Genomic DNA, 22,239 nt, shown 5'->3' with positions numbered 1-22,239 from the left:
ATTGCGCCAGCTCACACGCTCCAGATCGCGAAGTTTCCCCCTGACGAAAAGGCGCCACACCATGTCCCTGCACCTGATCATCGGCGACAAACTGCTTTCCTCCTGGTCCCTGCGCGCCGCCCTGGCCGTTGAATTGACCGGCGCTCCTTACACTGAAGAACTGATCAAACTCGGCAAGCCCGACACCCGCGAGCGGCTGCTCAAGCATTCACCGACCGCCAAGGTCCCGCTGCTACAAACCTCACGCGGTACCATTGCCGACTCACTGGCCATCGCCGAATACCTTGCTGAACAGTTCCCGTCCGAACAACTCTGGCCAACCGATATCTTCGCCCGCGCCCAGGCGCGATCCGCCTGTGCTCAAATGCACAGCGGCTTCTTCGCCATGCGCAATCACATGCCGTTCAACCTCAACCATGACGCGCCGCTGGACCCGGTACCGCCGGAGGTCAAGGTTGATATCGAGCGCATGCTCGCGCTGTGGGCCGAGTGCCGTGCCGGGGCCACCGAAAGCGGCCCCTATCTCTTTGGCCGTGTGAGTCTGGCCGATGCCTTCTTCGCGCCGATCGCCGTGCGTCTGCGCACTTATCAGGTGCAGCTGCCGGCCGCCGACCAAGCCTATGTTGAAACCGTCTACCAATGGCCAGCCTTCAAGGCGTGGCAAAAGGCTGGACTGGAGGAGTTGAATCCGTGAAACGTGTACACGTCGCCGCTGCGGTCATTCGTGACGACAGTGGCAAAATCCTCATCGCCCGCCGCGCCGACACTCAGCATCAGGGCGGTCTGTGGGAGTTTCCCGGGGGCAAGGTCGAGGCTGACGAGTCGGTCGAAAGCGCACTGGCCCGCGAGCTGCACGAAGAGTTGGGCATCGTCGTTGGCGCCGCCCGACCGCTGATCAAAGTGCGTCACGATTACCCCGACAAACAGGTATTGCTGGATGTCTGGGAAGTGTCGGCCTTCACCGGTGAACCCCACGGTGCCGAAGGGCAGCCGTTGGCCTGGGTCACGGCGAAGGAACTGGCGAGCTACGAGTTCCCTGCCGCCAACCAGCCGATCGTTGCGGCAGCGCGTTTGCCGGCCGAATACCTGATCACCCCGGAAGATCTGGAAACCCCGGCGTTGTTGCGCGGTATCCAGAAGGCGATTGCCGGCGGGATCAAGTTGATTCAGCTGCGTGCGCCGAATGGCTATGACCCCAAGTATCGCGATCTGGCGGTCGATGCGGCCGGCCTGTGTGCGGGCAAGGCGCAGTTGATGATCAAGGGACCGTTCGAATGGCTCGGCGATTTCCCGTCGGCCGGTTGGCACATAACCTCCGCACAGTTGCGTAAGTACGCGGCGGCGGGGCGTCCGTTGCCGGCGGAGCGCTGGTTGGCGGCGTCGTGCCACAACGCTGAAGAACTCGCGATGGCCGAGCAGATGGGGGTGGATTTCGTCACGCTGTCGCCAGTGCAGCCGACCTTGACGCACCCGGATGCGCAGCCGTTGGGCTGGGAGCAGGCGTCGACGCTGATTGAAAGCTTCAGCAAACCGGTGTTTCTGTTGGGCGGGGTTGGCCCGGCGGAGCGGGAGAAGGCCTGGGGCGTTGGTGCGCAAGGCGTGGCGGGGATTCGCGCGTTCTGGCCTGAATCTCCTTAAAGGCTGCAGGCCTCATCGCTGGCAAGCCAGCTCCCACAAGGTTTTGTGTCGTTCACAGATGTTGTGTACAACTCGAAACCTGTGGGAGCTGGCTTGCCAGCGATGGCGGCCGGTCAGGCGCTACATCTCTGCAGGTTTTGCCGCCGGCTGCCAAAGAATCTCCGCAATCCCCTGCCGCCGCGCAATCAACCGCGCCGCCACAAACAGCAAATCCGAAAGCCGATTGATATACGCCAGCCCAACCCCGGCCAACGGCTCCAGCGCATTCAAATGCTGACAGCGGCGCTCGGCACTCCTTGCCAGACTCCGGCAGACATGGGCTTGGGCTATCAGCATCGACCCGCCCGGTAAAATGAAATTCTCCAGCGGCCCCAGCTCTTCATTCCACGCATCGATCGCAGTTTCCAGTCGCTCGATTTCCGCTGCGTTCAATGCCTGATATTCCGGCATCGCCAGCTCACCACCGAGATCGAACAGCCGATGCTGACAAGGCGCCAACACCTCGATCAGTTCATTCAACCCCGGATATGTGTCGCGCTCGACCAGCAACCCGGCCAGCAATACACCGACCTGACTGTTCAGCGTATCGACCTCACCAATCGCCTCGATGCGCGGGTGATCCTTGGGCACGCGGCGGCCATCGCCCAGGCCGGTTTCACCTTTGTCGCCGGTGCGGGTGTAGATTTTCGACAGGCGAAAGCCCATGGGTTACCTCGATAATTGATTGGTTTCGGCAGCGATGGGCAGCGGTTGCGTCAACGGCAGGCGCAAGGTGAAACAGGTGCCTTGGCCCGGTGCTGACTGCACTTCCATCTGCCCTTTGTGATTGTTGGTAATGATGAAATACGACACCGACAAGCCAAGCCCGGTGCCCTGGCCGATTTCCTTGGTGGTGAAGAACGGCTCGAAGGTGCGTTTGCGCACGCTCTCACTCATGCCGATGCCGTTATCCTCGACCTGAATTTCAGCCCACGGCGGATTGAGCCTGGTGCGCAGGATGATCCGCCCCGGTTCGCTGTCATCTTCGCGCTGGTGGATTGCTTGCGCGGCGTTCTTCAGCAGGTTGAGCAGCACCTGTTCCAGTTCGTTGGCGGTGCCCGGCACCGGGCCGAGCGCCGGGTCGAACTGGCGGATGATCGCCTGGCCCTTGAAGTCGAAGCCGATGGCCAGGTCGAAGTCGTTGCCGGCGATTTCCACGGCTTGATCGATCAGTGCCGGCAGATCGCACGGCGCCATTTGCCGGGTACTGCGGCGGCTGAAGCTGAGCATGTGGGTGACGATTTTCGCCGCGCGGGCGCCGGCCTGTTGAATGCCATCGAGCAGTTGCGGCACTTCCCGGCCTTGCAGGTAGCGGTTCACGGTGTCCAGCTCTACGCCCAGTTGCTCGGCGGTTTCGAGGTTCTTCGGCAGATCGGCGGACAGGCGTCGTCGGATGTTCTGCACGTTGTGCAGAATCGCGCCCAGCGGGTTATTGATTTCGTGGGCCATGCCAGCGGCGAGGCCACCGACCGAGAGCATTTTTTCCGACTGCACCATCATTTCTTCCAGCGACAGACGCTGGGTGATGTCATCGATGCGGATCACCACGCCACGCCCGGCACCGCCCATCAATGGATAGAACGTCAGCGCGTAATGCTTCGGTTCTTCATCCTTGAACCACGTCACTCGCTCGATTTTCGCCACGGTGTGTTGCTCGACAGTCTGCTTGAGTTGCGGCAGAAACGGCTTGAGCGGTTCGAAGGCAAGGAAAATTGGCTGGTTCAGTGCCTCGTCCAGTCGTGTGCCGGAAAGGGCACTGGCTTCCTGGTTCCACTGGGTGACGTAGAGCTGCTCGTCGAGGGCGATCAGCGCCGAGGGCATCGAGTCGATGATGCTGTTGAGGTAGTTCTGGAAACCGGTGAGCTTCTTCTCGATCTTGCTGCGCACCTGGACTTCCAGTTCCAATTTGCGATTGGTGTGGCGGGTTTCCTCGGCGAGCCCCTGGGCCTGATCGTAGGCGGCTTGCGAGTCATCGCGGGCACGCTTGAGTTGCTGCTCGCGGGCTTCGATGCGCGACAGCATGGTGTTGAATGCTTCGGCGAGGCTGCCGATTTCGTCATGATTGCCGCGTGAGGCGCGCAGGGCGTAGTTCTCCTCGCGGGTCACCTGGCGCGACAATTCCTCGAGTTGATGAATCGGCCGGGTGATCAGGCGTTTGATCTGCCGGGCAATCACCAGCCACAGCAACACGCTGAAAATCAGGATGCCGAGGCTCGCGGTCAGGGTGCCGGTGTAGAACGCCATCGGCAGCTCGCTGCTGGCCACCAGCAACAGATGGCCCGGCGCGGTGCCGGGGCGGGGCAGGGTGATCAGCTGATTGCTGCGAAATTCGGTCAGTTGCCACGCTTCAATGTGCCGATAGCGTTCCGGCAGGCTGAGTTTGTCGCCGCGCTGGACTTGCGCCAGGCGTTCGCCCTTGCCGTCATACAGCGCAGCGGCGCGCAGTGGTGAATAACTGTCGAGTTCTTTGAGCAGGCGCTCGGCGCTTTGCGGGGATTGCAGGGCTTCGCTGACCAGACTCGGGTTGGAAATCAGCCGGCCGATGGTCTGCAAGGCCTGCGGTGCCATGCTCTCCTGGGAGATGTAATAGGCGGCGCTGATAAAGGTCAGGTTGGCGACCAGCAGGACCGTGGTCAACAGTACCAGCAGGGCGGCCAGCAGTTTCTGGCCGACTGGCAGGTTTTCAAGGCGCTGGCGCAATGGCATCAGTTTTTTCACAGCAAAGGAACAAGTGGCCAGCGTAGCCGCTGCTCAGTCACTGGGCAATCCAAGGCTGTGCAGGTGAGTGACCAGGCGCTGCTGCAATTGATTGAGGTGCGGCAGGTTCAACTGGTGGCGCGCGGCGACTTTGCAGGCGTGGCCCAACAGATAGCTGATCTCGGTACGGCGCTGATTGGCGACGTCCTGATACATCGACGAGTAATTGGCCGCGGTGGCGTGGATGACTCGCTCGACTTCCTGTTGCAGATTGTTGGCGGCGGCGGGTTGGCCGCAACGCTCCAGCAACTCAGCGAGTTCGGCGCACAGGGTGGCGACTTCGCAATGGTGTTCCAGCAAGCCACCGTTGCGGCAATGGTGCAGCACGGTCAGTGGATTGATCGCACAGTTGAGCGCCAGTTTGCGCCACAAGCGCGTGAGGATATCGGTGCTCCATTCGTGGGGGATCTTTGCCGCGTCGAGATCGTCCAGCCAGATCGGCGCGACCGGATGACCGGCGTCGCCCAGCCAAGTGAAACCGTGACCGGCAAACACAACGCGCCAGTCGCCGTCGCGAAACGCACCTTCAGTGCTGGAGGCGCTGATGCAGCGCACCTGTGGAACCTGCGTGGCCACAGCGTCCTGACTGCCGAGGCCGTTTTGCAACAGGATCAGCTCGGCGTCGGCGCTCAGGCGCGGGGAGAGGCGGGCGACAGCGCTTTCAGCGTCGTAGGCCTTGCACGCAACCAGCAAGCGGCGAATCGGATCGGCGCTGTCCGGTGTCTCGCCGGGAACCGCGTAGGTGCTCTCCACGCCTTGCTCCACCAGCGTCAAGCCGCCCGCGGCCTGATAGCTTTGCAAGCGCTCGGTGTCACGCACGATCAATCTGACCGGCAAACCAGCGCGAGCCAGACGCGTGGCCCACAGCGTGCCGAGACTGCCGGCACCCAGTACATGCCAGGTGGTGGCCATCAGTTTTTTGCTCGATTGCGTACAGGCATGTGCGGCTCGCCGTGTCGGTGGGAAAAGACCCGTTATAATGAGCCCGATTTTAACCGCAAGCCAAGCGCGCTCCATCCACATCGAGCGCGCCTTTTTATTGGAGAGATTACATGCCGTCGTTCGACGTGGTATCCGAACTGGACAAACACGAACTCACCAACGCGGTCGAGAACGCCGTGAAGGAACTCGATCGTCGTTATGACCTGAAAGGCAAAGGCAGCTTCGAGTTCAAGGAAAAAGACCTGACTGTGAGCCTGACCGCTGAAGCCGGGTTCCAGCTGGAAGCGATGATCGAAATTCTCAAGCTGGCGCTGGTCAAGCGCAAGATCGACGTGCAGTGTCTTGAGGTCAAGGACGCTTATGCATCGGGCAAGCTGATGAAGCAGGACGCCATCCTCAAGGAAGGCATCGACAAAGAGCTGGCGAAGAAAATCGTCGGCCACATCAAGGATGCCAAGCTCAAAGTGCAGGCCGCCATTCAGGGCGAGCAAGTACGCGTGACCGGCAAGAAGCGTGATGACCTGCAAGAAGCCATCGCGGCACTGCGGGCCAAAGAGTTCGGCATGCCTCTGCAGTTCAACAACTTCCGCGACTAAGCTCGGTCAGATGACCTGTGGGAGCGAGCTTGCTCGCGAAAGCTGTATGTCGTTCAGCAATGAGCTGACTGATACACCGCCTTCGCGAGCAGGCTCGCTCCCATATTGATTTTGTGTACCCCCGGCGGTTTTCTGCCGCTTATTTTTCGCGTGCCGAATGGCCGGAAATCAGGAGATAAAACATGGATTTGAATGCTGAGGTGGACAACCTGGTCAAGGCATCCCAGGCGTGGATCCCGATGATCATGGAGTACGGCAGCCGCGTGCTGCTGGCAGTGATTACGCTGGCCATCGGCTGGTGGCTGATCAACAAGGTCACGCAAAAACTCGGTGGTCTGTTGGCCCTGCGTAATGCCGATCTGGCGCTGCAAGGTTTTATCAGCAGCCTGGCGAACATCATTCTCAAAGTGCTGCTGATTGTCAGCGTCGCTTCGATGATCGGTGTTGAAACCACTTCGTTCGTTGCCGCGATCGGTGCTGCCGGTCTGGCCATCGGTCTGGCCTTGCAGGGCAGCCTGGCGAACTTCGCCGGCGGCGTGCTGATTCTGCTGTTCCGTCCGTTCCGTATCGGTGACTGGATCGAAGCGCAAGGCGTGTCGGGTACAGTCGACAGCATCCAGATTTTCCACACCGTGCTGCGTACTGGCGACAACAAAACCATCATCGTGCCAAACGGCAACCTGTCGAACGGCATCATTACCAACACCAACCGTCAGCCGACTCGCAAGGTTGTATTCGATGTCGGTGTGGATTACGAAGCCGATCTGCAGAAGGCTCGTCAGGTGCTGCTGGATCTGGCCAAGGATGAGCGCGTGTTGCAGGATCCGGCGCCACAGGCCGTGATTTCGACCTTGGGCGACAGTTCGATCACTGTTTCGCTGCGTGTGTGGGTTAAAACTGCAGATTACTGGGACGTGATGTTCATGTTTAACGAGCAGTCGCGTGACCGTTTAAAAACTGCCGGCATTGATATTCCTTTTCCACAACGGGTGATTCGTGTGGTTCAGGAATCGGCAACACAATGATAGGTTGCTAATTAATTGCCTGACTTGTCGGTCAGGCAACTATCGCAAGTGACAGACAATAAAAAAGGCCCATCGCAAGATGGGCCTTTTTTTATGCTTCCAAACTTACCACTGACAATTACAAGATGTTCAGCGGGTATTCGGTGATCAGACGGAACTCTTTGACATCGCCTTCGCCCTGGTCGGAGTTGGCAGTGTGCCAAGCTTGACGAATGCGGAAGGACAGGTCTTTAGCCGGGCCAGACTGAACAACATACTTGGCTTCGAAGTTGGTTTCGTGGTGTTTGCCATCTTCGCCGTACAGTGGATCGCCATCGCCGTTGCGGTATTTGCTGTTTGCAGCCAGACCGGTACCGTCAATGTCCCAACCTTTAACGTAACGAACCATGAAGCTCAGGCCTGGAACGCCGTATTCGGCCATTTTCAGGTCGTAACGGGCTTGCAAGGATTTCTCGCCAGGACCGTTGAAGTCAGAGTACTGGATGGAGTTGGCAAGGAAGATCGAGTCGCCACCACGGTTGTTTTTACCCACACCGACGTAGTCGAACGGGGTATCACCGTTGACCTTCTGGAAGGCCAGAGTGAAGGTGTGTGCTTTCAGGAACGACAGCGCGGTTGCCAGGGAGAAGGCCGTGTTGCTGATGTCACCCGCCAGCTTGTCACCGGTGTCGGTGGTGCGGTAGATGTTGAAGTCAGTGTTCAGCGAAGTGTCACCACCGAATGGAGTGGTGAGGTTCACGTTGGCGTAGTACTGGTTCCAGATGTCTTCCAGCTTGGCGCCGTAGAGCGATGCCGACAGGTTTTCAGTGATACCGTACTTGCCACCGAAGTAGTCGATGGTGTTGGCTTCCTGGCCAGCGTAGTTGGCGTACAGGCCGCCATCACGGGCGTTCTTGTCCTGGCTGGTTGCCGAGTAGAAGTGCCCGGCTTCGAGGTCAAGATCTTTGACTTCGCTGCTCTGCAGCTGGAAGCCGCTGGCAGATTGAGGAATGATGCGTGAACCACCCACGGCGAACACTGGAGCAGTGCTTGGCTGTTGGTCACCGATTTTCAATTCGGTTTTGGAGATGCGGAATTTAACGGCAGCGCCGGCTTTACCTTGGCTGTCGTTAACGTCGTGAGCATAGCCGTTAGCCTTCAGGGTGTCGCTACGGCTCATGTTGCCAGTGCCGGAAGTGCCGTCACCGCCATCCAGTTTGATCGCCAGGTAACCGAATGCATCGATACCTACGCCGACAGTACCTTGGGTGTAACCGGAGGTGAAATTACCCAGAAAGCCTTGGGTCCAGTCTTTCTGATCATGGCCACCGTCTTTGTTGTCGCGGTTGAAGTAGTAGTTCTTCAACGTCTCGGTGAGTTTCGCGTCTTCAACAAAACCTTTGGCTTCAGACTGGTCACTTACAAACGGTGCGGCCGTAGCCACTTGAGTACTGGCGGCTGCAGCAACTGCCAGTGCGATCATGCTCCACTTCATCACGCGCATCGTGATTTGCTCCTTTGGTTTTAGAAGAGTACTGCCGTCCCACCTGTTTTATTATCTGGGCGGCTCTTTCTTTTTGTGTCGGCGCAAACTTATATCACGCCGACAATGTTGGCGATACTTGCTATTCCAACCTTTCAGCTTCTTTACGACGGTGTCGCAAATGGCGTGGTGGATGTCGCAAATTCACAGTACCGACGCAGCCGGACTGACAACTTTCTCGCTGTTTATGGGCCTTTTTGCATCGGTAAAAAAGAGTCCCTGGCAAAACACTTGAATCTCCATCGGGCAACCCTGCCACTGTTCTTATGGGGCTTAAGGCATCCACTTCCAGTGGTGCGCTTATAGTCCATATGGGTACGAATGCAACAAGCGTGCACAAACCGCATTTTTGCTGCGGTTATTTTTCTCTACACCCGCCCGCGCTTGTGAAAACCTTGTGAAAGCGGGGCTTCAAGCCTGATTTTTTCAGTGCTTGACGCCATTTCTCCTATGGTGTTGCCTCGCAGAAAAGCGCGCGTGACAACCAAAAACGTTACCGGTTCACCCCTCCAGTGAGTATTTGGCGGATGCCCGACGCAGTGAGCGTAGACGCAGTGTGCGGTTTTGGTGCAAAAAAATTTACAGCTGTTCTGAATTCATACAGCTTGCACGGGCAATGGAACTGAGCGTCGCTGAGGCTTTCGGTCATTTTGTCGAGCTGAACATCGATGTTGGTTCCGTGCTGGTGCGTCGCGCTCGCAAATGTCACATCTCGGGGCGTTGGCAGAGCGACGGGGTTGACCGTCGTCGTGAAGGCTGACGCATTCGCAGGTATGCTGCCGTCCTGTCGCTTGGTGCGCTGTCCATAAAGGATCGCCACTAAGCTGAATATTGAAGATCAGCCGGGAGTGCGCGCAGTGTTTGCTTTAGATTCACGACTTCAACAGGACACGCTGACCATCGGTGATTTCCCTCTCTGCCGACTGCTGCTGTCCAATGACGCCAACTACCCTTGGTTTATCCTGGTGCCTCGTCGCGACGATATCAGTGAGTTGTTTCAGTTGGATGTCGCCGATCAACAGCAGCTGTGGCAGGAAACCACCGCGCTGGCTGAGTTGCTAAAAGATTTGTTTGACGCCGACAAGATGAACGTCGCGACCCTGGGTAACGTTGTCAGCCAGATGCACATGCATGTGATTGTGCGTAAGCGCGATGACGCGGCCTGGCCTGCGCCGGTCTGGGGCAAACACCCGGCCAGGCCTTACAGTGCCGAGCAGGTCGCCACCATTCGCGAACGGTTACGTCTGGTCCTGACTGAGCATTTCACTTTTTTGGAGGGCTGAGTCATGAGCCTGGAAGATCGCGTTACCGATCTGGAAAGCCGTCTGGCGTTTCAGGATGACACCATTCAGGCGTTGAACGACGTACTGGTGGCCCAACAGCGCGTAGTCGAGCGCCTGCAATTGCAGATGGCCGCACTGCTCAAGCGCCAGGAAGAAATGGTCGGCCAGTTCGAATCCTTTGAGGATGAGGCGCCACCGCCGCACTACTGAGGCGGGCACTTTTCATCAGGCGTAAAAAAACCGCGAACAGCAGGCTGATCGCGGTTTTTTTATGCCTGGATCAGCGTCGCGGCAGGGCGGCGATCACGTCCTCGGCCTGCAGGCCTTTGTCGCGGTTCATCACCGAGAACTCCACGCGCTGGCCTTCGACCAGGACGCGATGGCCTTCGCCACGGATCGCGCGAAAGTGCACGAAAATATCATCGCCGGAATCCCGGGAGATAAAGCCGAAGCCTTTGGAGGTGTTGAACCACTTGACGGTGCCGGTATCACGATTGGTCATGTCATAGCTGGTTGGAGCGGCAGCCGGTGAAGAACGATAGAAGCTGACGGCCAGGTGCAAGACCACCGCAACCAGTGCAATCACCAAGGTGAACAGCACGGCTGGCTGGCCGGCGATGACGGGCATCGGCGCGATCAGGGTCAGGGTTTGCAGGACGACGGTCAGCACCAGAAGAGCGCTGACCAGATTTTGCAGATGCTGACGAGGGCCTTTGTTCCAGAAAGGAATCACTGGAGCAATTACCAGGTTAAGCAGGCCGAAAAAGGCCAGGTAAAGTGCATCGGGTTGTTGCAGGTAAGGAACGGCTTCGGATTTCAAGCTGGGTATGAACGACAGCAGCAAGGCTGCTGCGCCCATTAGCAGGTGGACGATTTTCAACATTTTGATTGGCTCACGTTTATGACGGCTCACAAGGAAGAGCTGAAGGCGCACGGTTCGCTTCGGAACAAAATAAGAGGCGGTGGACACGTTCACGGCATCAGCCTATGCGCAACACCCCGAAAAATGGGGCATGGCGACACACTGCCTATTTAACAGCAAAGCCTGCGGCTACTCAAATCAGCCCGGCCAGCGGCATCACCTCGGTCGATTTGTCGCAGCACCTGCACCCGATCCGGGCTGCGGGGTGTCGGCAGGCTTGCTAGAGTGGGTTTGCACCTGTTGGATGAATTCAATCGCCGTTAGGGGGTAAACATGGCAATCGATATCGGTATCAGTGAAGAAGATCGCAAGTCCATCGTCGAAGGCTTGTCGCGTCTGCTGTCGGACACCTACGTGCTGTATCTGAAAACCCATAATTTCCACTGGAACGTCACCGGTCCGATGTTTCGGACGCTGCACTTGATGTTCGAAGAGCAATACAACGAACTCGCGCTGGCCGTTGATTTGATTGCCGAGCGTATTCGCGCCTTGGGCTTTCCGGCGCCAGGCGCCTACGCCACCTACGCACGCCTTTCTTCTATCAAGGAAGAAGTGGGGGTGCCGAGTGCCGAAGACATGATCAAGCAACTGGTCGATGGCCAGGAAGCCGTGACCCGAACGGCGCGCGGCATCTTCCCGCTGCTCGACAAGGTCAGTGATGAGCCGACCGCAGACCTGTTGACCCAGCGCATGCAGGTTCACGAGAAAACTGCGTGGATGTTGCGCGCCTTGCTGGAAGCGTAAACATCCGAGTGCGCGGGCCAGCAGAAGAAGGCTCGCGCGCTGTCCGCAATCCTACCTGTGTCGTTGGCTTATCCTACGTTGTCGGTCAATAAGTCGTCTGGCTATAACTTTGTGTCTGCGCTTTTATGAAAGCCACAGGATGTGACTTTTCAAACAAGCAGAGATGGCAAAGGAGTGTCACCGATATGGTAGAGGGAGACAGGCGAGGCGACAGGATTGTCGGCTTGCCACATGAATTGAAAGTCGATCCGTTCGTCAACGAATTCGACATGGCACTGGTTCAGCCATCGTCACGGTCCGTGCGTCTGAACGGTTATGCGACCTGCCTGCGGCTGGAGCGGGTCTACTGGAACATCCTCGGCAATATGGCCGCAGACAACAGCTGTTCGATCAGCTCGCTGTTGTCCCACGTCGACCGTGAGGTGCATTTGCGTCACGGCGGGGTGAGAAATTTCAGCGCGCTGGTGCGTGTGGTGTGTGTCATGAACGGCGTCAAGCAAGCTGTACCTGCCGAATCGCTCTGAAGCGGCGGTTGCAAATGAGGTCGCGGCCTGTGCAGTCTTACGGCTGCACAGGCCGCATTTAATCGATATAATCCCGCTCTTTCGCCGCAAAGCCCTGCGCGCGGTGGCAATCTGATCGCCGAGACACCCCCATGCCGATGTACGATTATCAATGTGCTTCCTGTGGTCATCAGCTGGAAGCCATTCAAAAGATCAGCGAGGCCCCGCTGGTCGACTGCCCTGCCTGTCAGGCACCAGAGCTCAAGAAACAACTGTCGATGCCAGGCTTTCGCCTGAGTGGCGGCGGTTGGTACGAAACCGATTTCAAGACCGGCGCCAAGAAGAATCTGGCCGGTGGCGACAAATCTGACTAGGGTTCAACCTCAGGTTGAACGACACGCGTGAGTTCCGCATTGCTTGAAAAGCAACGGGAGCTCCACCGAATTTTTCGAATTACGAGAAGCGAACCACGACCATGATGCGCAGCCACTATTGCGGCCAACTGAACGAAAGCCTGGAAGGCCAGGAAATTACCCTTTGCGGATGGGTTCACCGTCGTCGCGACCACGGCGGGGTGATTTTCCTCGATATCCGTGATCGTGATGGTCTGGCCCAAGTGGTATTCGATCCGGATCGCGCCGAGAGCTTCGCCGCTGCCGATCGTGTGCGCAGCGAATACGTCGTGAAGATTACCGGTAAGGTACGTCTGCGTCCGGCCGGTGCCACCAACGCCAACATGGCGTCTGGCATGATCGAAGTGCTGGGCTACGAACTGGAAGTGCTGAACGAATCGGAAACTCCGCCGTTCCCGTTGAACGAGTTCTCCGACGTCGGCGAAGAAACCCGTCTGCGTTATCGCTTCCTCGACCTGCGTCGTCCGGAAATGGCCGAGAAGCTGCGTCTGCGTTCGCGCATGACCACCAGCATCCGTCGCTTCCTCGACGAAAACGGCTTCCTCGACGTCGAAACACCGATCCTGACACGTGCCACCCCTGAAGGTGCGCGGGACTATCTGGTGCCAAGCCGTACCCACGCCGGTTCGTTCTTCGCCCTGCCGCAATCGCCGCAGCTGTTCAAGCAACTGCTGATGGTGGCCGGTTTCGACCGTTACTATCAGATCGCCAAGTGCTTCCGCGACGAAGACCTGCGCGCTGACCGTCAGCCAGAATTCACCCAGATCGACATCGAGACCAGCTTCCTCGATGAAAAAGAGATCATGGGCCTGACCGAAGAAATGATCCGCAACCTGTTCAAGGAAGTGCTGGGTCTGGAATTCGGCGACTTCCCGCACATGACCTTCGAAGAAGCCATGCGCCGCTACGGTTCCGACAAGCCAGACCTGCGTAACCCGCTGGAGCTGGTCGACGTTGCCGATCAACTCAAAGAAGTCGATTTCAAAGTGTTCAGCGGCCCGGCCAACGATCCGAAATGTCGTATCGCTGCGCTGCGCGTTCCAGGCGGGGCGAGCATGCCGCGCAAGCAGATCGACGATTACACCAAGTTCGTCGGCATCTACGGTGCCAAGGGCCTGGCGTACATCAAGGTCAACGAACGTGCTGCCGGTGTTGACGGTCTGCAATCGCCGATCGTGAAAAACATCCCGCTGGAAAACCTCAACGCCATCCTCGATCGCGTGGGTGCTGTTGACGGCGACATCGTGTTCTTCGGCGCCGACAAGGCCAAGATCGTCAGCGAAGCCCTGGGCGCACTGCGCATCAAGCTCGGTCACGACCTCAAGCTGCTGACCTGCGAGTGGGCGCCAATGTGGGTCGTCGACTTCCCGATGTTCGAAGAAAACGACGACGGCAGCTTCTCCGCGCTGCACCACCCGTTCACCGCGCCGAAGTGCACGCCGCAAGAGCTTGAAGCCAACCCGGCTGGCGCTTTGTCCCGCGCGTACGACATGGTGCTGAACGGCACTGAGCTGGGTGGCGGTTCGATCCGTATCCACCGCAAGGAAATGCAACAGTCGGTATTCCGTCTGCTGGGCATCAATGAGGCGGAACAGGAAGAGAAATTCGGCTTCCTGCTCGACGCTCTGAAGTACGGTGCACCGCCGCACGGTGGTCTGGCCTTCGGTCTGGACCGTCTGGTGATGCTGATGACCGGCGCCCAGTCGATCCGTGAAGTGATCGCCTTCCCGAAAACCCAGAGTGCTGCCGACGTGATGACGCAAGCGCCGGGTGTGGTGGATGCCAAGGCACTGCGCGAGCTGCACATTCGTTTGCGCGAAACGCCAAAGGCTGAGTAAGACGGGCCTGAAGGCGCATCTTCGGATGCGCCTTTTTTCTTTCTATGGAAAGCAGGTCGAGATTTTTTGTGTGCTGGCCGCTGCAAAAAGCAGGGCGGGCAACGTTTCAAAGAAAATTCGGAGCGAGTTATGGCAGGTCATTCCAAGTGGGCGAACATCAAGCACCGCAAAGAACGTCAGGATGCCAAGAGAGGCAAAATCTTCACCAAGTGGATCCGCGAACTGACCGTTGCGGCCCGTCAGGGCGGCGGTGATCCGGGCTCCAACCCGCGTCTGCGTCTGGCCCTGGACAAAGCGCTGAGCGCCAACATGAGCCGCGACATCATCGACCGTGCCGTTGCGCGCGGCGCCGGTGCCACCGAAGCGGACAACGTTGAAGAACTGACCTACGAAGGTTACGGCCCGGGCGGCGTGGCGGTGATGGTCGAGTGCATGACCGACAACCGCAACCGTACCGCAGCTGCTGTGCGCCATGCGTTCAGCAAGTGCGGTGGCAACCTCGGCACCGACGGTTCGGTCGCGTATCTGTTCGAACGCAAAGGCCAGATCAGTTTCGCGCCGGGCGTCGATGAAGACGCGCTGACCGAAGCGGCGCTGGAAGCGGATGCTGATGACGTGGTTACGCACGAAGACGGTTCGATCGACGTGTTCACCTCGTTCACCAGTTTCTACGCCGTGCGTAACGCGCTGGAAGCTGCTGGATTCAAGGGCGATGACGCGGAAATCGTCATGCAGCCAACCACCAGCGCCGAACTGGACCTGGAAGGCGCGGAGAAGGTGCTCAAGCTGATCGACATGCTTGAGGATCTGGATGACGTGCAGAACGTCTACTCCAACGCGGACATTCCGGAAGACGTGGCCGCTCAGCTCGGTTAAGAGCGACTACGATTCAATGTGGGAGCGAGCCTGCTCGCGAAGGCGGATTTTCAGGCAACATCGTTGCTGATGATGAAACCGCTTTCGCGAGCAGGCTCGCTCCCACATTTGTTATGGGTTGATTTGAAATCGTGCTTTTACCGAATCTGCAGGCGTTATGACTTTAATTCTTGGTATCGACCCCGGTTCGCGTATCACCGGTTACGGGATTGTTCGCGATACCGGGCGTGGCGGCTGTATCTATGTGGCCTCAGGCTGCATCCGCACCGGTGCGGGCGAGCTGCATGAGCGTCTGCAAATCGTTTATCGCGGCGTACGCGAGATTATCCAGACCTACGGTCCGGTGACCATGGGCATCGAAAAAGTCTTCATGGCGAAAAACGCCGATTCGGCGTTGAAGCTTGGGCAGGCTCGCGGTGCAGCGATTGTTGCCGGCGCTGAAGAGTGCCTGGAGATCGCCGAATACACGGCCACTCAGGTCAAACAGGCCGTGGTCGGCACGGGCGCCGCCAATAAAGAACAAGTGCAGATGATGGTCATGCACATGCTCAAGCTCACCAGCAAACCGCAAATCGATGCCTCGGACGCCCTGGCCATTGCCATTTGCCATGCGCACACACGCTCCAGTCTGCTGCCGCACGGTTTGGGAACCGCACGCAGTCGTGGCGGGCGCCTGCGTCTCTGATAGCATCAGCATCAATTTTCCTGAAAGCGGATTTCCTGCGCCTGAGTCGTCGGCCCGAAATTCGCCTTTCGACAGTCGCCAGCCCACGGCTGGCCAATGCTCAAGGATCTGAAACGTGATTGGACGCTTGCGCGGCACTCTGGCTGAGAAACAGCCGCCGCACCTGATTCTGGATGTAAACGGCCTCGGGTATGAGCTGGAAGTGCCCATGACCACCCTTTATCGTCTGCCGTCGGTCGGTGAACCGCTGACCCTGCACACCCATTTGGTCGTACGCGAAGACGCGCAGTTACTCTATGGCTTTGCCGGCAAGCGTGAGCGAGACTTTTTTCGCGAGTTGATCCGTCTCAATGGTGTCGGGCCGAAATTGGCCCTGGCCTTGATGTCGAGTCTGGAAGTCGACGAACTGATCCGCTGCGTGCAGTCGCAGGATACCTCGGCCCTGACCAAGGTGCCGGGTGTCGGTAAGAAAACCGCCGAGCGTCTGCTGGTCGAGCTGAAAGACCGCTTCAAGGCCTGGGAAACGACGCCGGCCATGTTCGCGCTCGTCCCGAATCAGCCGGATGGGCCGGCGCCGGTCAATACCGCCGAGAACGATGCAGTCAGCGCGCTGATTTCCCTGGGTTACAAGCCGCAGGAAGCGAGCAAGGCGATTACCGCCATCAAGGACAAGAATTTGAGCAGTGAAGACCTGATCCGCCGCGCCCTGAAGGGAATGATTTAAGTGATTGAAGCTGATCGTCTGATCACCGCCGCGCACAGCCCGCGCGAGCGCGAAGAAGTCCAGGACCGGGCTATTCGCCCGGTCAGTCTGGCTGACTATATTGGCCAGCCGACCGTGCGCGAGCAGATGGAGCTGTTCATCCAGGCTGCCCGTGGCCGCAGTGAATCCCTTGATCACACGCTGATTTTCGGCCCGCCGGGTTTGGGCAAGACTACGCTGGCCAACATCATCGCTCAGGAAATGGGCGTGTCGATCAAGAGCACTTCCGGTCCGGTGCTGGAGCGTCCGGGCGATCTGGCGGCGCTGTTGACCAATCTTGAGCCGCACGACGTACTGTTTATCGACGAAATCCATCGCCTGTCGCCGATCGTTGAGGAAGTGCTGTATCCAGCGATGGAAGACTTTCAGCTCGACATCATGATTGGCGAAGGGCCGGCTGCACGTTCGATCAAACTCGATCTGCCGCCGTTTACCCTGGTGGGCGCAACCACTCGCGCCGGTATGCTGACTAACCCGTTGCGTGACCGCTTCGGTATAGTCCAGCGTCTTGAGTTCTACAGCACGGCTGACCTGGCGACGATTGTCAGTCGTTCGGCGGCCATTCTCGGTTTGCCGCTGGATCCCGAAGGTTCTTTCGAGATCGCTCGTCGCGCCCGTGGCACGCCGCGAATCGCCAACCGTTTGTTGCGCCGGGTGCGTGATTTCGCCGAAGTCCGTGCCAAAGGCCATATCACCAAAGCGGTGGCGGATCTGGCGCTGAACCTGCTGGATGTCGACGAACACGGTTTCGATCATCAGGACCGGCGTCTGCTGCTGACCATGATCGAGAAGTTCGATGGCGGCCCGGTCGGTATCGACAGCCTCGCCGCGGCCATCAGCGAAGAGCGTCACACCATCGAAGACGTGCTGGAGCCATATCTGATCCAGCAGGGCTACATCATGCGTACACCGCGGGGCAGGGTGGTGACGCGGCATGCCTATCTGCACTTCGGTTTAAACATTCCGTCACGAATGGGCGAAATGCCCGTGGCAGACGAGTTTCTTGATGCTATGGACGACTAATACACATTTGTTGTCGATTTATTCAGGGTTTGTACGGTCACAGGACGGTACTTTTACGGTAAAGCTCTGAAACCATGAAAAACAGTTGCCTGGCCGGATTGGCAACCTGAGGAGTAAGCACTAGAGTATGCGCGCGCAAAACGGGCTTGAGCCGTTCGCACATCGTTGTCGCGTTTATTACGAGGACACCGATGCGGGCGGCATCGTGTATTACGTTAATTACCTCAAGTTTATGGAACGGGCTCGAACCGAGCGGCTTCGCGAGCTGGGCTTTGCCCAATCGCAGCTGGCAGGAGAGGACCTGTTGTTTGTCGTGCACTCCAGCGAAGCGCGCTATCACGCGCCGGCGCGACTGGACGACGAACTGCTGGTAAGCGCTGAAGTAATCGAATTGAACCGGGTCAGCCTGCGCTTCAAACAGCAGGTCAGGCGGGCAACGGATAATGTGCTGCTCTGTGAAGGGCAGTTTTTGGTGGCCTGTGTGCGCACTAACAGTTTGAAACCCCGGGCCCTTCCCGAAGACTTGCGTGCGGCCTTCGCCGACGCAGTCGGCCCGGGTACACACTCAAAGCAGGAGATAAAGCGTGGAAGCTAACGTCGTCGACCATTCCTCCATGTGGAGCCTGGTCAGCAATGCCAGCATCGTGGTGCAGTTGGTAATGTTGACCCTGGTGGCCGCATCGGTGACCTCATGGATCATGATCTTTCAGCGCAGCAATCTGCTGCGCGCCGGTCGACGCGCCCTGGAGAGCTTCGAGGAGCGCTTCTGGTCGGGTATCGACCTGTCCAAGCTGTACCGTCAGGCGGGCAGCAATCCTGATCCGGATTCGGGCGTGGAGCAGATCTTCCGTGCCGGCTTCAAGGAATTCTCCCGTCTGCGTCAGCAGCCTGGCGTCGACCCTGAAGCGGTGATGGAAGGCGTGGCCCGTGCCATGCGCGTCGCCATCTCCCGCGAAGAAGAGAAGCTCGAGCAGAGCCTGCCGTTCCTCGCCACCGTTGGTTCGGTCAGTCCGTACATCGGTCTGTTCGGTACCGTATGGGGCATCATGAACTCCTTCCGCGGTCTGGCCAGCGCCCAGCAAGCGACCCTGGCCACTGTGGCTCCGGGTATCGCCGAAGCCCTGATCGCCACGGCGATCGGTCTGTTCGCCGCGATCCCGGCCGTAATCGCTTACAACCGTTTCGCCGCTCGCAGCGAAACCTTGCTGGGCCGCTACTACACCTTCGCCGATGAATTCCAGGCGATCCTGCACCGCAAAGTGCACACCAGCGAAGAATAAGCAGGTAATTTCCAATGGCTTTAATCGCTCGAGCTCGCAAAAAGCGCAAGCCGGTCGCCGAGATGAACGTGGTGCCCTACATCGACGTGATGTTGGTGCTGCTGGTCATCTTCATGGTGACCGCGCCGATGCTCAATCAGGGCGTGAAAGTTGATCTGCCCAAGGTTTCCAGCGAAGCCTTGCCGCAGGACAACAACACTCAGGTCCTGACCATTTCGATCAAGGCTGACAAGACCTACTACTGGAACCTTGGCAGCGAAGTCGATACCGAGAAGCAACAGGACAGGGCCATGACCCTGCCGCAAATGACCGACGCGGTGACCAAGATCATTCGTGCCGGCACTGAAGGCGGCAAGCGTACCCAAGTCTTTATCCGCGGTGACAAGACCGTCGACTATGGTTCCGTCATGGGCGCCATGGGCGGGTTGCAGAAAGCCGGGGTCGGTAATGTTGGTTTGATTACCGAGGCCCCCTGATGCAGCAACAGCGAGAGCCGTCCGCCTCGGAAAGCTACTTCTGGCCTAGTGTTCTGGCGATTGTCCTGCACGTGCTGGTGTTCGGCATGCTGTTCGTCAGTTTTGCCTTCACACCAGAGCTGCCGCCGGCCAAACCGATTGTCCAGGCGACCCTGTACCAGCTGAAATCGAAAAGTCAGGCAACCACCCAGACCAATCAGAAGATTGCGGGTGAGGCGAAGAAATCCGCCGCGCGCCAGACCGAAGTCGAGCAGATGGAACAGAAAAAGGTCGAACAGGAAGCGGTGAAGGCTGCGGAACAAAAGAAAGAAGAAGCGGCTCAAAAGGCCGAGGAAGCCAAGAAGGCCGATGAGGCTAAAAAAGCGGACGAAGCGAAGAAGGCGGATGACGCCAAGAAAGCTGACGACGCAAAGAAAGCCGAAGCCAAGAAGGCCGAAGAGAAACAGTTGGCTGATATAGCCAAGAAGAAGGCTGAAGAAGAGGCTAAGGAAGAGGCCAAGAAAGAGGCCGCTGAAGAAGCCAAGAAGAAGATCGTCGAAGACGCGAAGAAGAAAGCCGCCGAAGACGCCAAGAAGAAAGCTGAAGCTGAAGAGGCGAAGAAGAAAATCGCCGACGAAGCGAAGAAGAAAGCTGCTGCCGATGCTGCGAAGAAGAAAGCGCAGGATGCAGCACGTAAATCGACCGAAGACAAAAAGGCTCAGGCCTTGGCCGATCTGCTTTCCGACACGCCGCAGCGTCAGCAGGCCTTGGCCGATGAGCAGGGTGACGAAGTCGCGGGCAGTTTCGATGACCTGATTCGTGCGCGAGCTGCAGAAGGTTGGGCCCGTCCACCTTCGGCACGCAAAGGCATGACGGTTGTGTTGCAGATCGGCATGTTGCCGGACGGTACGGTGACCTCGGTCAGCGTGGCCAAGTCCAGTGGCGATGGTCCGTTCGATGCTTCGGCAGTGGCAGCGGTCAAGAATATTGGACGTTTGACAGAAATGCAGGGAATGAAGCCGAGCGATTTCGCTCCGTATCGTTCATTCAAGATGACATTCACACCTGAGGATCTAGCCTTGTGAGAAACCTTCTTCGAGGAATGCTGGTCGTGATCTGCTGCATGGCAGGGATCGCGATGGCGGATGAAAAGAACATTCTGGTCACCAGCGGCAGCGATCGGGCTACTCCGATCGCCGTTGTACCGTTCGGTTTCCAGGGCGGTGCAGTCCTGCCGGACGACATGGCCGAAATCATTGGTAACGATTTGCGCAACTCGGGCTACTACTCGCCGATTCCAAAGCAAAACATGATCAGCCAGCCAAGCCAGCCGAGCGAAATCATCTTCCGTGACTGGAAGGCGGTGGGTGCTCAATACATGATGGTCGGCAGCATTGTTCCAGCGGGCGGTCGTCTGCAGGTGCAGTGGGCATTGTTCAACGTTGCCACCGAGCAGAAAGTGGCTGACGGCAGTGTTTCCGGTACCACCGAGCAACTGCGCGACATGGCGCACTACATCTCCGACCAGTCGTTCGAAAAACTCACCGGTATCAAAGGTGCATTTTCGACCCGTCTGCTGTACGTGACGGCCGAACGTTTTTCCGAGAAGAACACGCGCTACACCTTGCAGCGTTCGGACTACGACGGTGCTCGTGCAGTGACTCTGCTGCAATCGCGCGAGCCGATCCTGTCGCCGCGTTTCGCCCCGGATGGCAAGCGTATCGCTTACGTATCGTTCGAGCAGAAGCGTCCGCGGATCTTCATGCAAAACATCGATACCGGTCGCCGTGAGCAGATCACCAACTTCGAAGGCCTGAATGGTGCACCAGCATGGTCGCCGGATGGCAATCGCCTGGCGTTCGTGCTGTCCAAAGACGGTAACCCGGACATCTATGTGATGAACCTGGGTTCGCGTCAGATCACTCGCGTTACAGCGGGGCCTGGCATCAACACCGAACCGTACTGGGGCAAGGATGGTTCGACCATCTACTTCACCTCGGACCGTGGCGGCAAGCCTCAGATCTACAAAACCAGCGCCAGTGGCGGTGGTGCCGAGCGTGTGACGTTCATTGGCAACTACAACGCCAACCCGAAACTGTCGGCAGATGAAAAGACCCTGGTGATGATCCATCGTCAGGATGGCTTCACCAATTTCAAGGTGGCGGCCCAGGATTTGCAGCGAGGTAGTGTAAAGATCCTCACTGATAGCACTCTGGACGAGTCACCTACTGTTGCGCCCAACGGCACCATGGTAATCTACGCCACCCGCCAGCAGGGCCGGGGAGTCTTGATGCTCGTGTCCATTAATGGACGCGTGAGGCTCCCGCTTCCTACCGCTCAAGGCGAAGTCAGAGAACCGTCCTGGTCCCCTTACCTGAACTGACGCGGCGCTACACGTTTTACTTAACACACTGGGGTTCATTAGGAGTTTCACGATGGAAATGCTGAAGTTTGGTAAATTTGCTGCGCTGGCTCTGGCCATGGCTGTAGCTGTAGGTTGCTCGTCCAAAGGCGGCGACAACGCCGGTGAAGGCGCTGTTGATCCAAACGCTGGTTACGGCGCAAACACTGGTGCCGTTGACGGTTCCCTGAGCGAAGAAGCTGCTCTGCGCGCAATCACCACCTTCTACTTCGAATACGACAGCTCGGACCTGAAGCCAGAAGCCATGCGCGCTCTGGACGTTCACGCCAAAGACCTGAAAGCAAACGGCGCTCGCGTTGTTCTGGAAGGCAACACCGACGAACGTGGTACTCGTGAGTACAACATGGCACTGGGCGAGCGTCGTGCGAAAGCCGTTCAACGCTACCTGGTACTGCAAGGTGTTTCCCCAGCTCAGCTGGAACTGGTTTCCTACGGCGAAGAGCGTCCAGTTGCTACCGGCAACGACGAGCAGTCCTGGGCTCAAAACCGTCGCGTCGAACTGCGTAAGTAATT

25 protein-coding genes are annotated in these 22,239 nt (G+C 58.1%); 20 read left to right on the top strand and 5 right to left on the bottom strand.

The annotated features are described in order from the left end of the window. Window positions 1-61 precede the first annotated feature (61 nt). Window positions 62-694, top strand: a complete 633-nt coding sequence (locus ACZ0A4_RS17230) for a glutathione S-transferase family protein (RefSeq protein WP_463575696.1) — start codon at window positions 62-64, stop codon at window positions 692-694. Further along, window positions 691-1,638 (top strand): Nudix family hydrolase, encoded by a 948-nt coding sequence (locus ACZ0A4_RS17225; protein WP_463575695.1) that lies wholly within the window; start codon window positions 691-693, stop codon window positions 1,636-1,638. The genes ACZ0A4_RS17230 and ACZ0A4_RS17225 overlap by 4 nt, the downstream gene beginning before the upstream one ends. 120 nt (window positions 1,639-1,758) lie before the next feature. Here ACZ0A4_RS17225 and ACZ0A4_RS17220 read toward each other — a convergent pair whose 3' ends face one another. The 3 genes from ACZ0A4_RS17220 to ACZ0A4_RS17210 are packed head-to-tail and all read right to left on the bottom strand — an operon-like array spanning window position 1,759 to window position 5,346. Next, a complete protein-coding gene (locus ACZ0A4_RS17220; protein ID WP_463575694.1) occupies window positions 1,759-2,343 on the bottom strand; it encodes a cob(I)yrinic acid a,c-diamide adenosyltransferase in 585 nt (194 codons plus the stop codon). A gap of 3 nt (window positions 2,344-2,346) precedes the next feature. Then, window positions 2,347-4,383, bottom strand: coding sequence for a sensor histidine kinase (locus tag ACZ0A4_RS17215; protein WP_463575693.1), 2,037 nt, complete (start codon window positions 4,381-4,383; stop codon window positions 2,347-2,349). 45 nt (window positions 4,384-4,428) lie between these two features. Continuing rightward, complete coding sequence (locus tag ACZ0A4_RS17210) at window positions 4,429-5,346, bottom strand: putative 2-dehydropantoate 2-reductase (protein ID WP_463575692.1); 918 nt, start codon at window positions 5,344-5,346, stop codon at window positions 4,429-4,431. 140 nt (window positions 5,347-5,486) lie between these two features. Between ACZ0A4_RS17210 and ACZ0A4_RS17205 the strand changes: the two genes are divergently transcribed. Then, window positions 5,487-5,972, top strand: coding sequence for a YajQ family cyclic di-GMP-binding protein (locus ACZ0A4_RS17205; RefSeq protein WP_008080210.1), 486 nt, complete (start codon window positions 5,487-5,489; stop codon window positions 5,970-5,972). Between the two features lie 182 nt (window positions 5,973-6,154). Then, window positions 6,155-6,997, top strand: coding sequence for a mechanosensitive ion channel family protein (locus ACZ0A4_RS17200; protein ID WP_034153426.1), 843 nt, complete (start codon window positions 6,155-6,157; stop codon window positions 6,995-6,997). Window positions 6,998-7,115: 118 nt separating this feature from the next. Here ACZ0A4_RS17200 and ACZ0A4_RS17195 read toward each other — a convergent pair whose 3' ends face one another. After that, entirely contained in the window at window positions 7,116-8,480 is a 1,365-nt protein-coding gene (locus tag ACZ0A4_RS17195; protein ID WP_463575691.1) for an OprD family porin, read from the bottom strand. An 896-nt stretch (window positions 8,481-9,376) separates the two neighbouring features. On the opposite strand from ACZ0A4_RS17195, the gene ACZ0A4_RS17190 reads away from it, so the two are divergent. Both ACZ0A4_RS17190 and ACZ0A4_RS17185 read left to right on the top strand, forming a co-directional pair. After that, complete coding sequence (locus ACZ0A4_RS17190) at window positions 9,377-9,802, top strand: HIT domain-containing protein (RefSeq protein ID WP_242208171.1); 426 nt, start codon at window positions 9,377-9,379, stop codon at window positions 9,800-9,802. Window positions 9,803-9,805: 3 nt separating this feature from the next. Further along, complete coding sequence (locus ACZ0A4_RS17185) at window positions 9,806-10,012, top strand: SlyX family protein (protein ID WP_034153424.1); 207 nt, start codon at window positions 9,806-9,808, stop codon at window positions 10,010-10,012. 70 nt (window positions 10,013-10,082) lie between these two features. On the opposite strand, the gene ACZ0A4_RS17180 is transcribed toward ACZ0A4_RS17185, so the two are convergent. Then, window positions 10,083-10,685, bottom strand: a complete 603-nt coding sequence (locus tag ACZ0A4_RS17180) for a cold-shock protein (protein ID WP_007912746.1) — start codon at window positions 10,683-10,685, stop codon at window positions 10,083-10,085. A 312-nt stretch (window positions 10,686-10,997) separates the two neighbouring features. Here ACZ0A4_RS17180 and ACZ0A4_RS17175 point away from each other — a divergent pair, with 312 nt between their 5' ends. From ACZ0A4_RS17175 to pal, 14 genes are all read left to right on the top strand, one after another. Next, window positions 10,998-11,468: a Dps family protein gene (locus ACZ0A4_RS17175; RefSeq protein WP_007912745.1), complete on the top strand. Its 471-nt coding sequence runs from the start codon at window positions 10,998-11,000 to the stop codon at window positions 11,466-11,468. Window positions 11,469-11,653: 185 nt separating this feature from the next. Continuing rightward, the gene (locus ACZ0A4_RS17170; RefSeq protein ID WP_463575690.1) at window positions 11,654-11,992 is read left to right on the top strand and encodes a ribbon-helix-helix domain-containing protein; all 339 of its coding nucleotides are present in this window, start codon (window positions 11,654-11,656) and stop codon (window positions 11,990-11,992) included. Window positions 11,993-12,123: 131 nt separating this feature from the next. After that, entirely contained in the window at window positions 12,124-12,345 is a 222-nt protein-coding gene (locus ACZ0A4_RS17165) for an FmdB family zinc ribbon protein (protein WP_007912741.1), read from the top strand. Window positions 12,346-12,446: 101 nt separating this feature from the next. Then, entirely contained in the window at window positions 12,447-14,222 is a 1,776-nt protein-coding gene (gene aspS, locus ACZ0A4_RS17160) for an aspartate--tRNA ligase (RefSeq protein WP_016983822.1), read from the top strand. Window positions 14,223-14,351: 129 nt separating this feature from the next. After that, on the top strand, window positions 14,352-15,098 hold the full coding sequence (locus ACZ0A4_RS17155; RefSeq protein ID WP_034153419.1) for a YebC/PmpR family DNA-binding transcriptional regulator: 747 nt from the start codon (window positions 14,352-14,354) through the stop codon (window positions 15,096-15,098). Window positions 15,099-15,255: 157 nt separating this feature from the next. Continuing rightward, complete coding sequence (gene ruvC, locus ACZ0A4_RS17150; RefSeq protein ID WP_007962095.1) at window positions 15,256-15,783, top strand: crossover junction endodeoxyribonuclease RuvC; 528 nt, start codon at window positions 15,256-15,258, stop codon at window positions 15,781-15,783. Between the two features lie 115 nt (window positions 15,784-15,898). Further along, window positions 15,899-16,507: a Holliday junction branch migration protein RuvA gene (ruvA, locus tag ACZ0A4_RS17145; RefSeq protein WP_034153418.1), complete on the top strand. Its 609-nt coding sequence runs from the start codon at window positions 15,899-15,901 to the stop codon at window positions 16,505-16,507. Then, on the top strand, window positions 16,508-17,569 hold the full coding sequence (gene ruvB / locus ACZ0A4_RS17140) for a Holliday junction branch migration DNA helicase RuvB (RefSeq protein ID WP_397482320.1): 1,062 nt from the start codon (window positions 16,508-16,510) through the stop codon (window positions 17,567-17,569). Between the two features lie 127 nt (window positions 17,570-17,696). Continuing rightward, window positions 17,697-18,164, top strand: coding sequence for a tol-pal system-associated acyl-CoA thioesterase (ybgC, locus tag ACZ0A4_RS17135; protein WP_064391775.1), 468 nt, complete (start codon window positions 17,697-17,699; stop codon window positions 18,162-18,164). Then, entirely contained in the window at window positions 18,154-18,849 is a 696-nt protein-coding gene (gene tolQ, locus ACZ0A4_RS17130) for a protein TolQ (protein WP_008080223.1), read from the top strand. Before ybgC ends, tolQ begins: the two co-directional genes overlap by 11 nt. A gap of 23 nt (window positions 18,850-18,872) precedes the next feature. Beyond that, a complete protein-coding gene (gene tolR, locus ACZ0A4_RS17125) occupies window positions 18,873-19,325 on the top strand; it encodes a protein TolR (RefSeq protein WP_161806672.1) in 453 nt (150 codons plus the stop codon). Then, window positions 19,325-20,389, top strand: coding sequence for a cell envelope integrity protein TolA (gene tolA, locus ACZ0A4_RS17120; RefSeq protein WP_141126314.1), 1,065 nt, complete (start codon window positions 19,325-19,327; stop codon window positions 20,387-20,389). The genes tolR and tolA overlap by 1 nt, the downstream gene beginning before the upstream one ends. Window positions 20,390-20,406: 17 nt before the next feature. After that, a complete protein-coding gene (gene tolB, locus ACZ0A4_RS17115) occupies window positions 20,407-21,687 on the top strand; it encodes a Tol-Pal system beta propeller repeat protein TolB (protein WP_171057245.1) in 1,281 nt (426 codons plus the stop codon). A 52-nt stretch (window positions 21,688-21,739) separates the two neighbouring features. Continuing rightward, window positions 21,740-22,237 carry a peptidoglycan-associated lipoprotein Pal gene (gene pal, locus ACZ0A4_RS17110; protein ID WP_003178634.1) on the top strand — a complete coding sequence of 166 codons (498 nt, stop codon included), beginning with the start codon at window positions 21,740-21,742 and terminating at the stop codon, window positions 22,235-22,237. Window positions 22,238-22,239: the final 2 nt, after the last annotated feature.

The sequence above is a fragment of the Pseudomonas sp. AC172 genome (genome assembly GCF_979258595.1).
The sequence above is the reverse complement of the archived record's forward strand: the minus strand, read 5'-3'. Positions and strand labels throughout refer to the sequence as shown.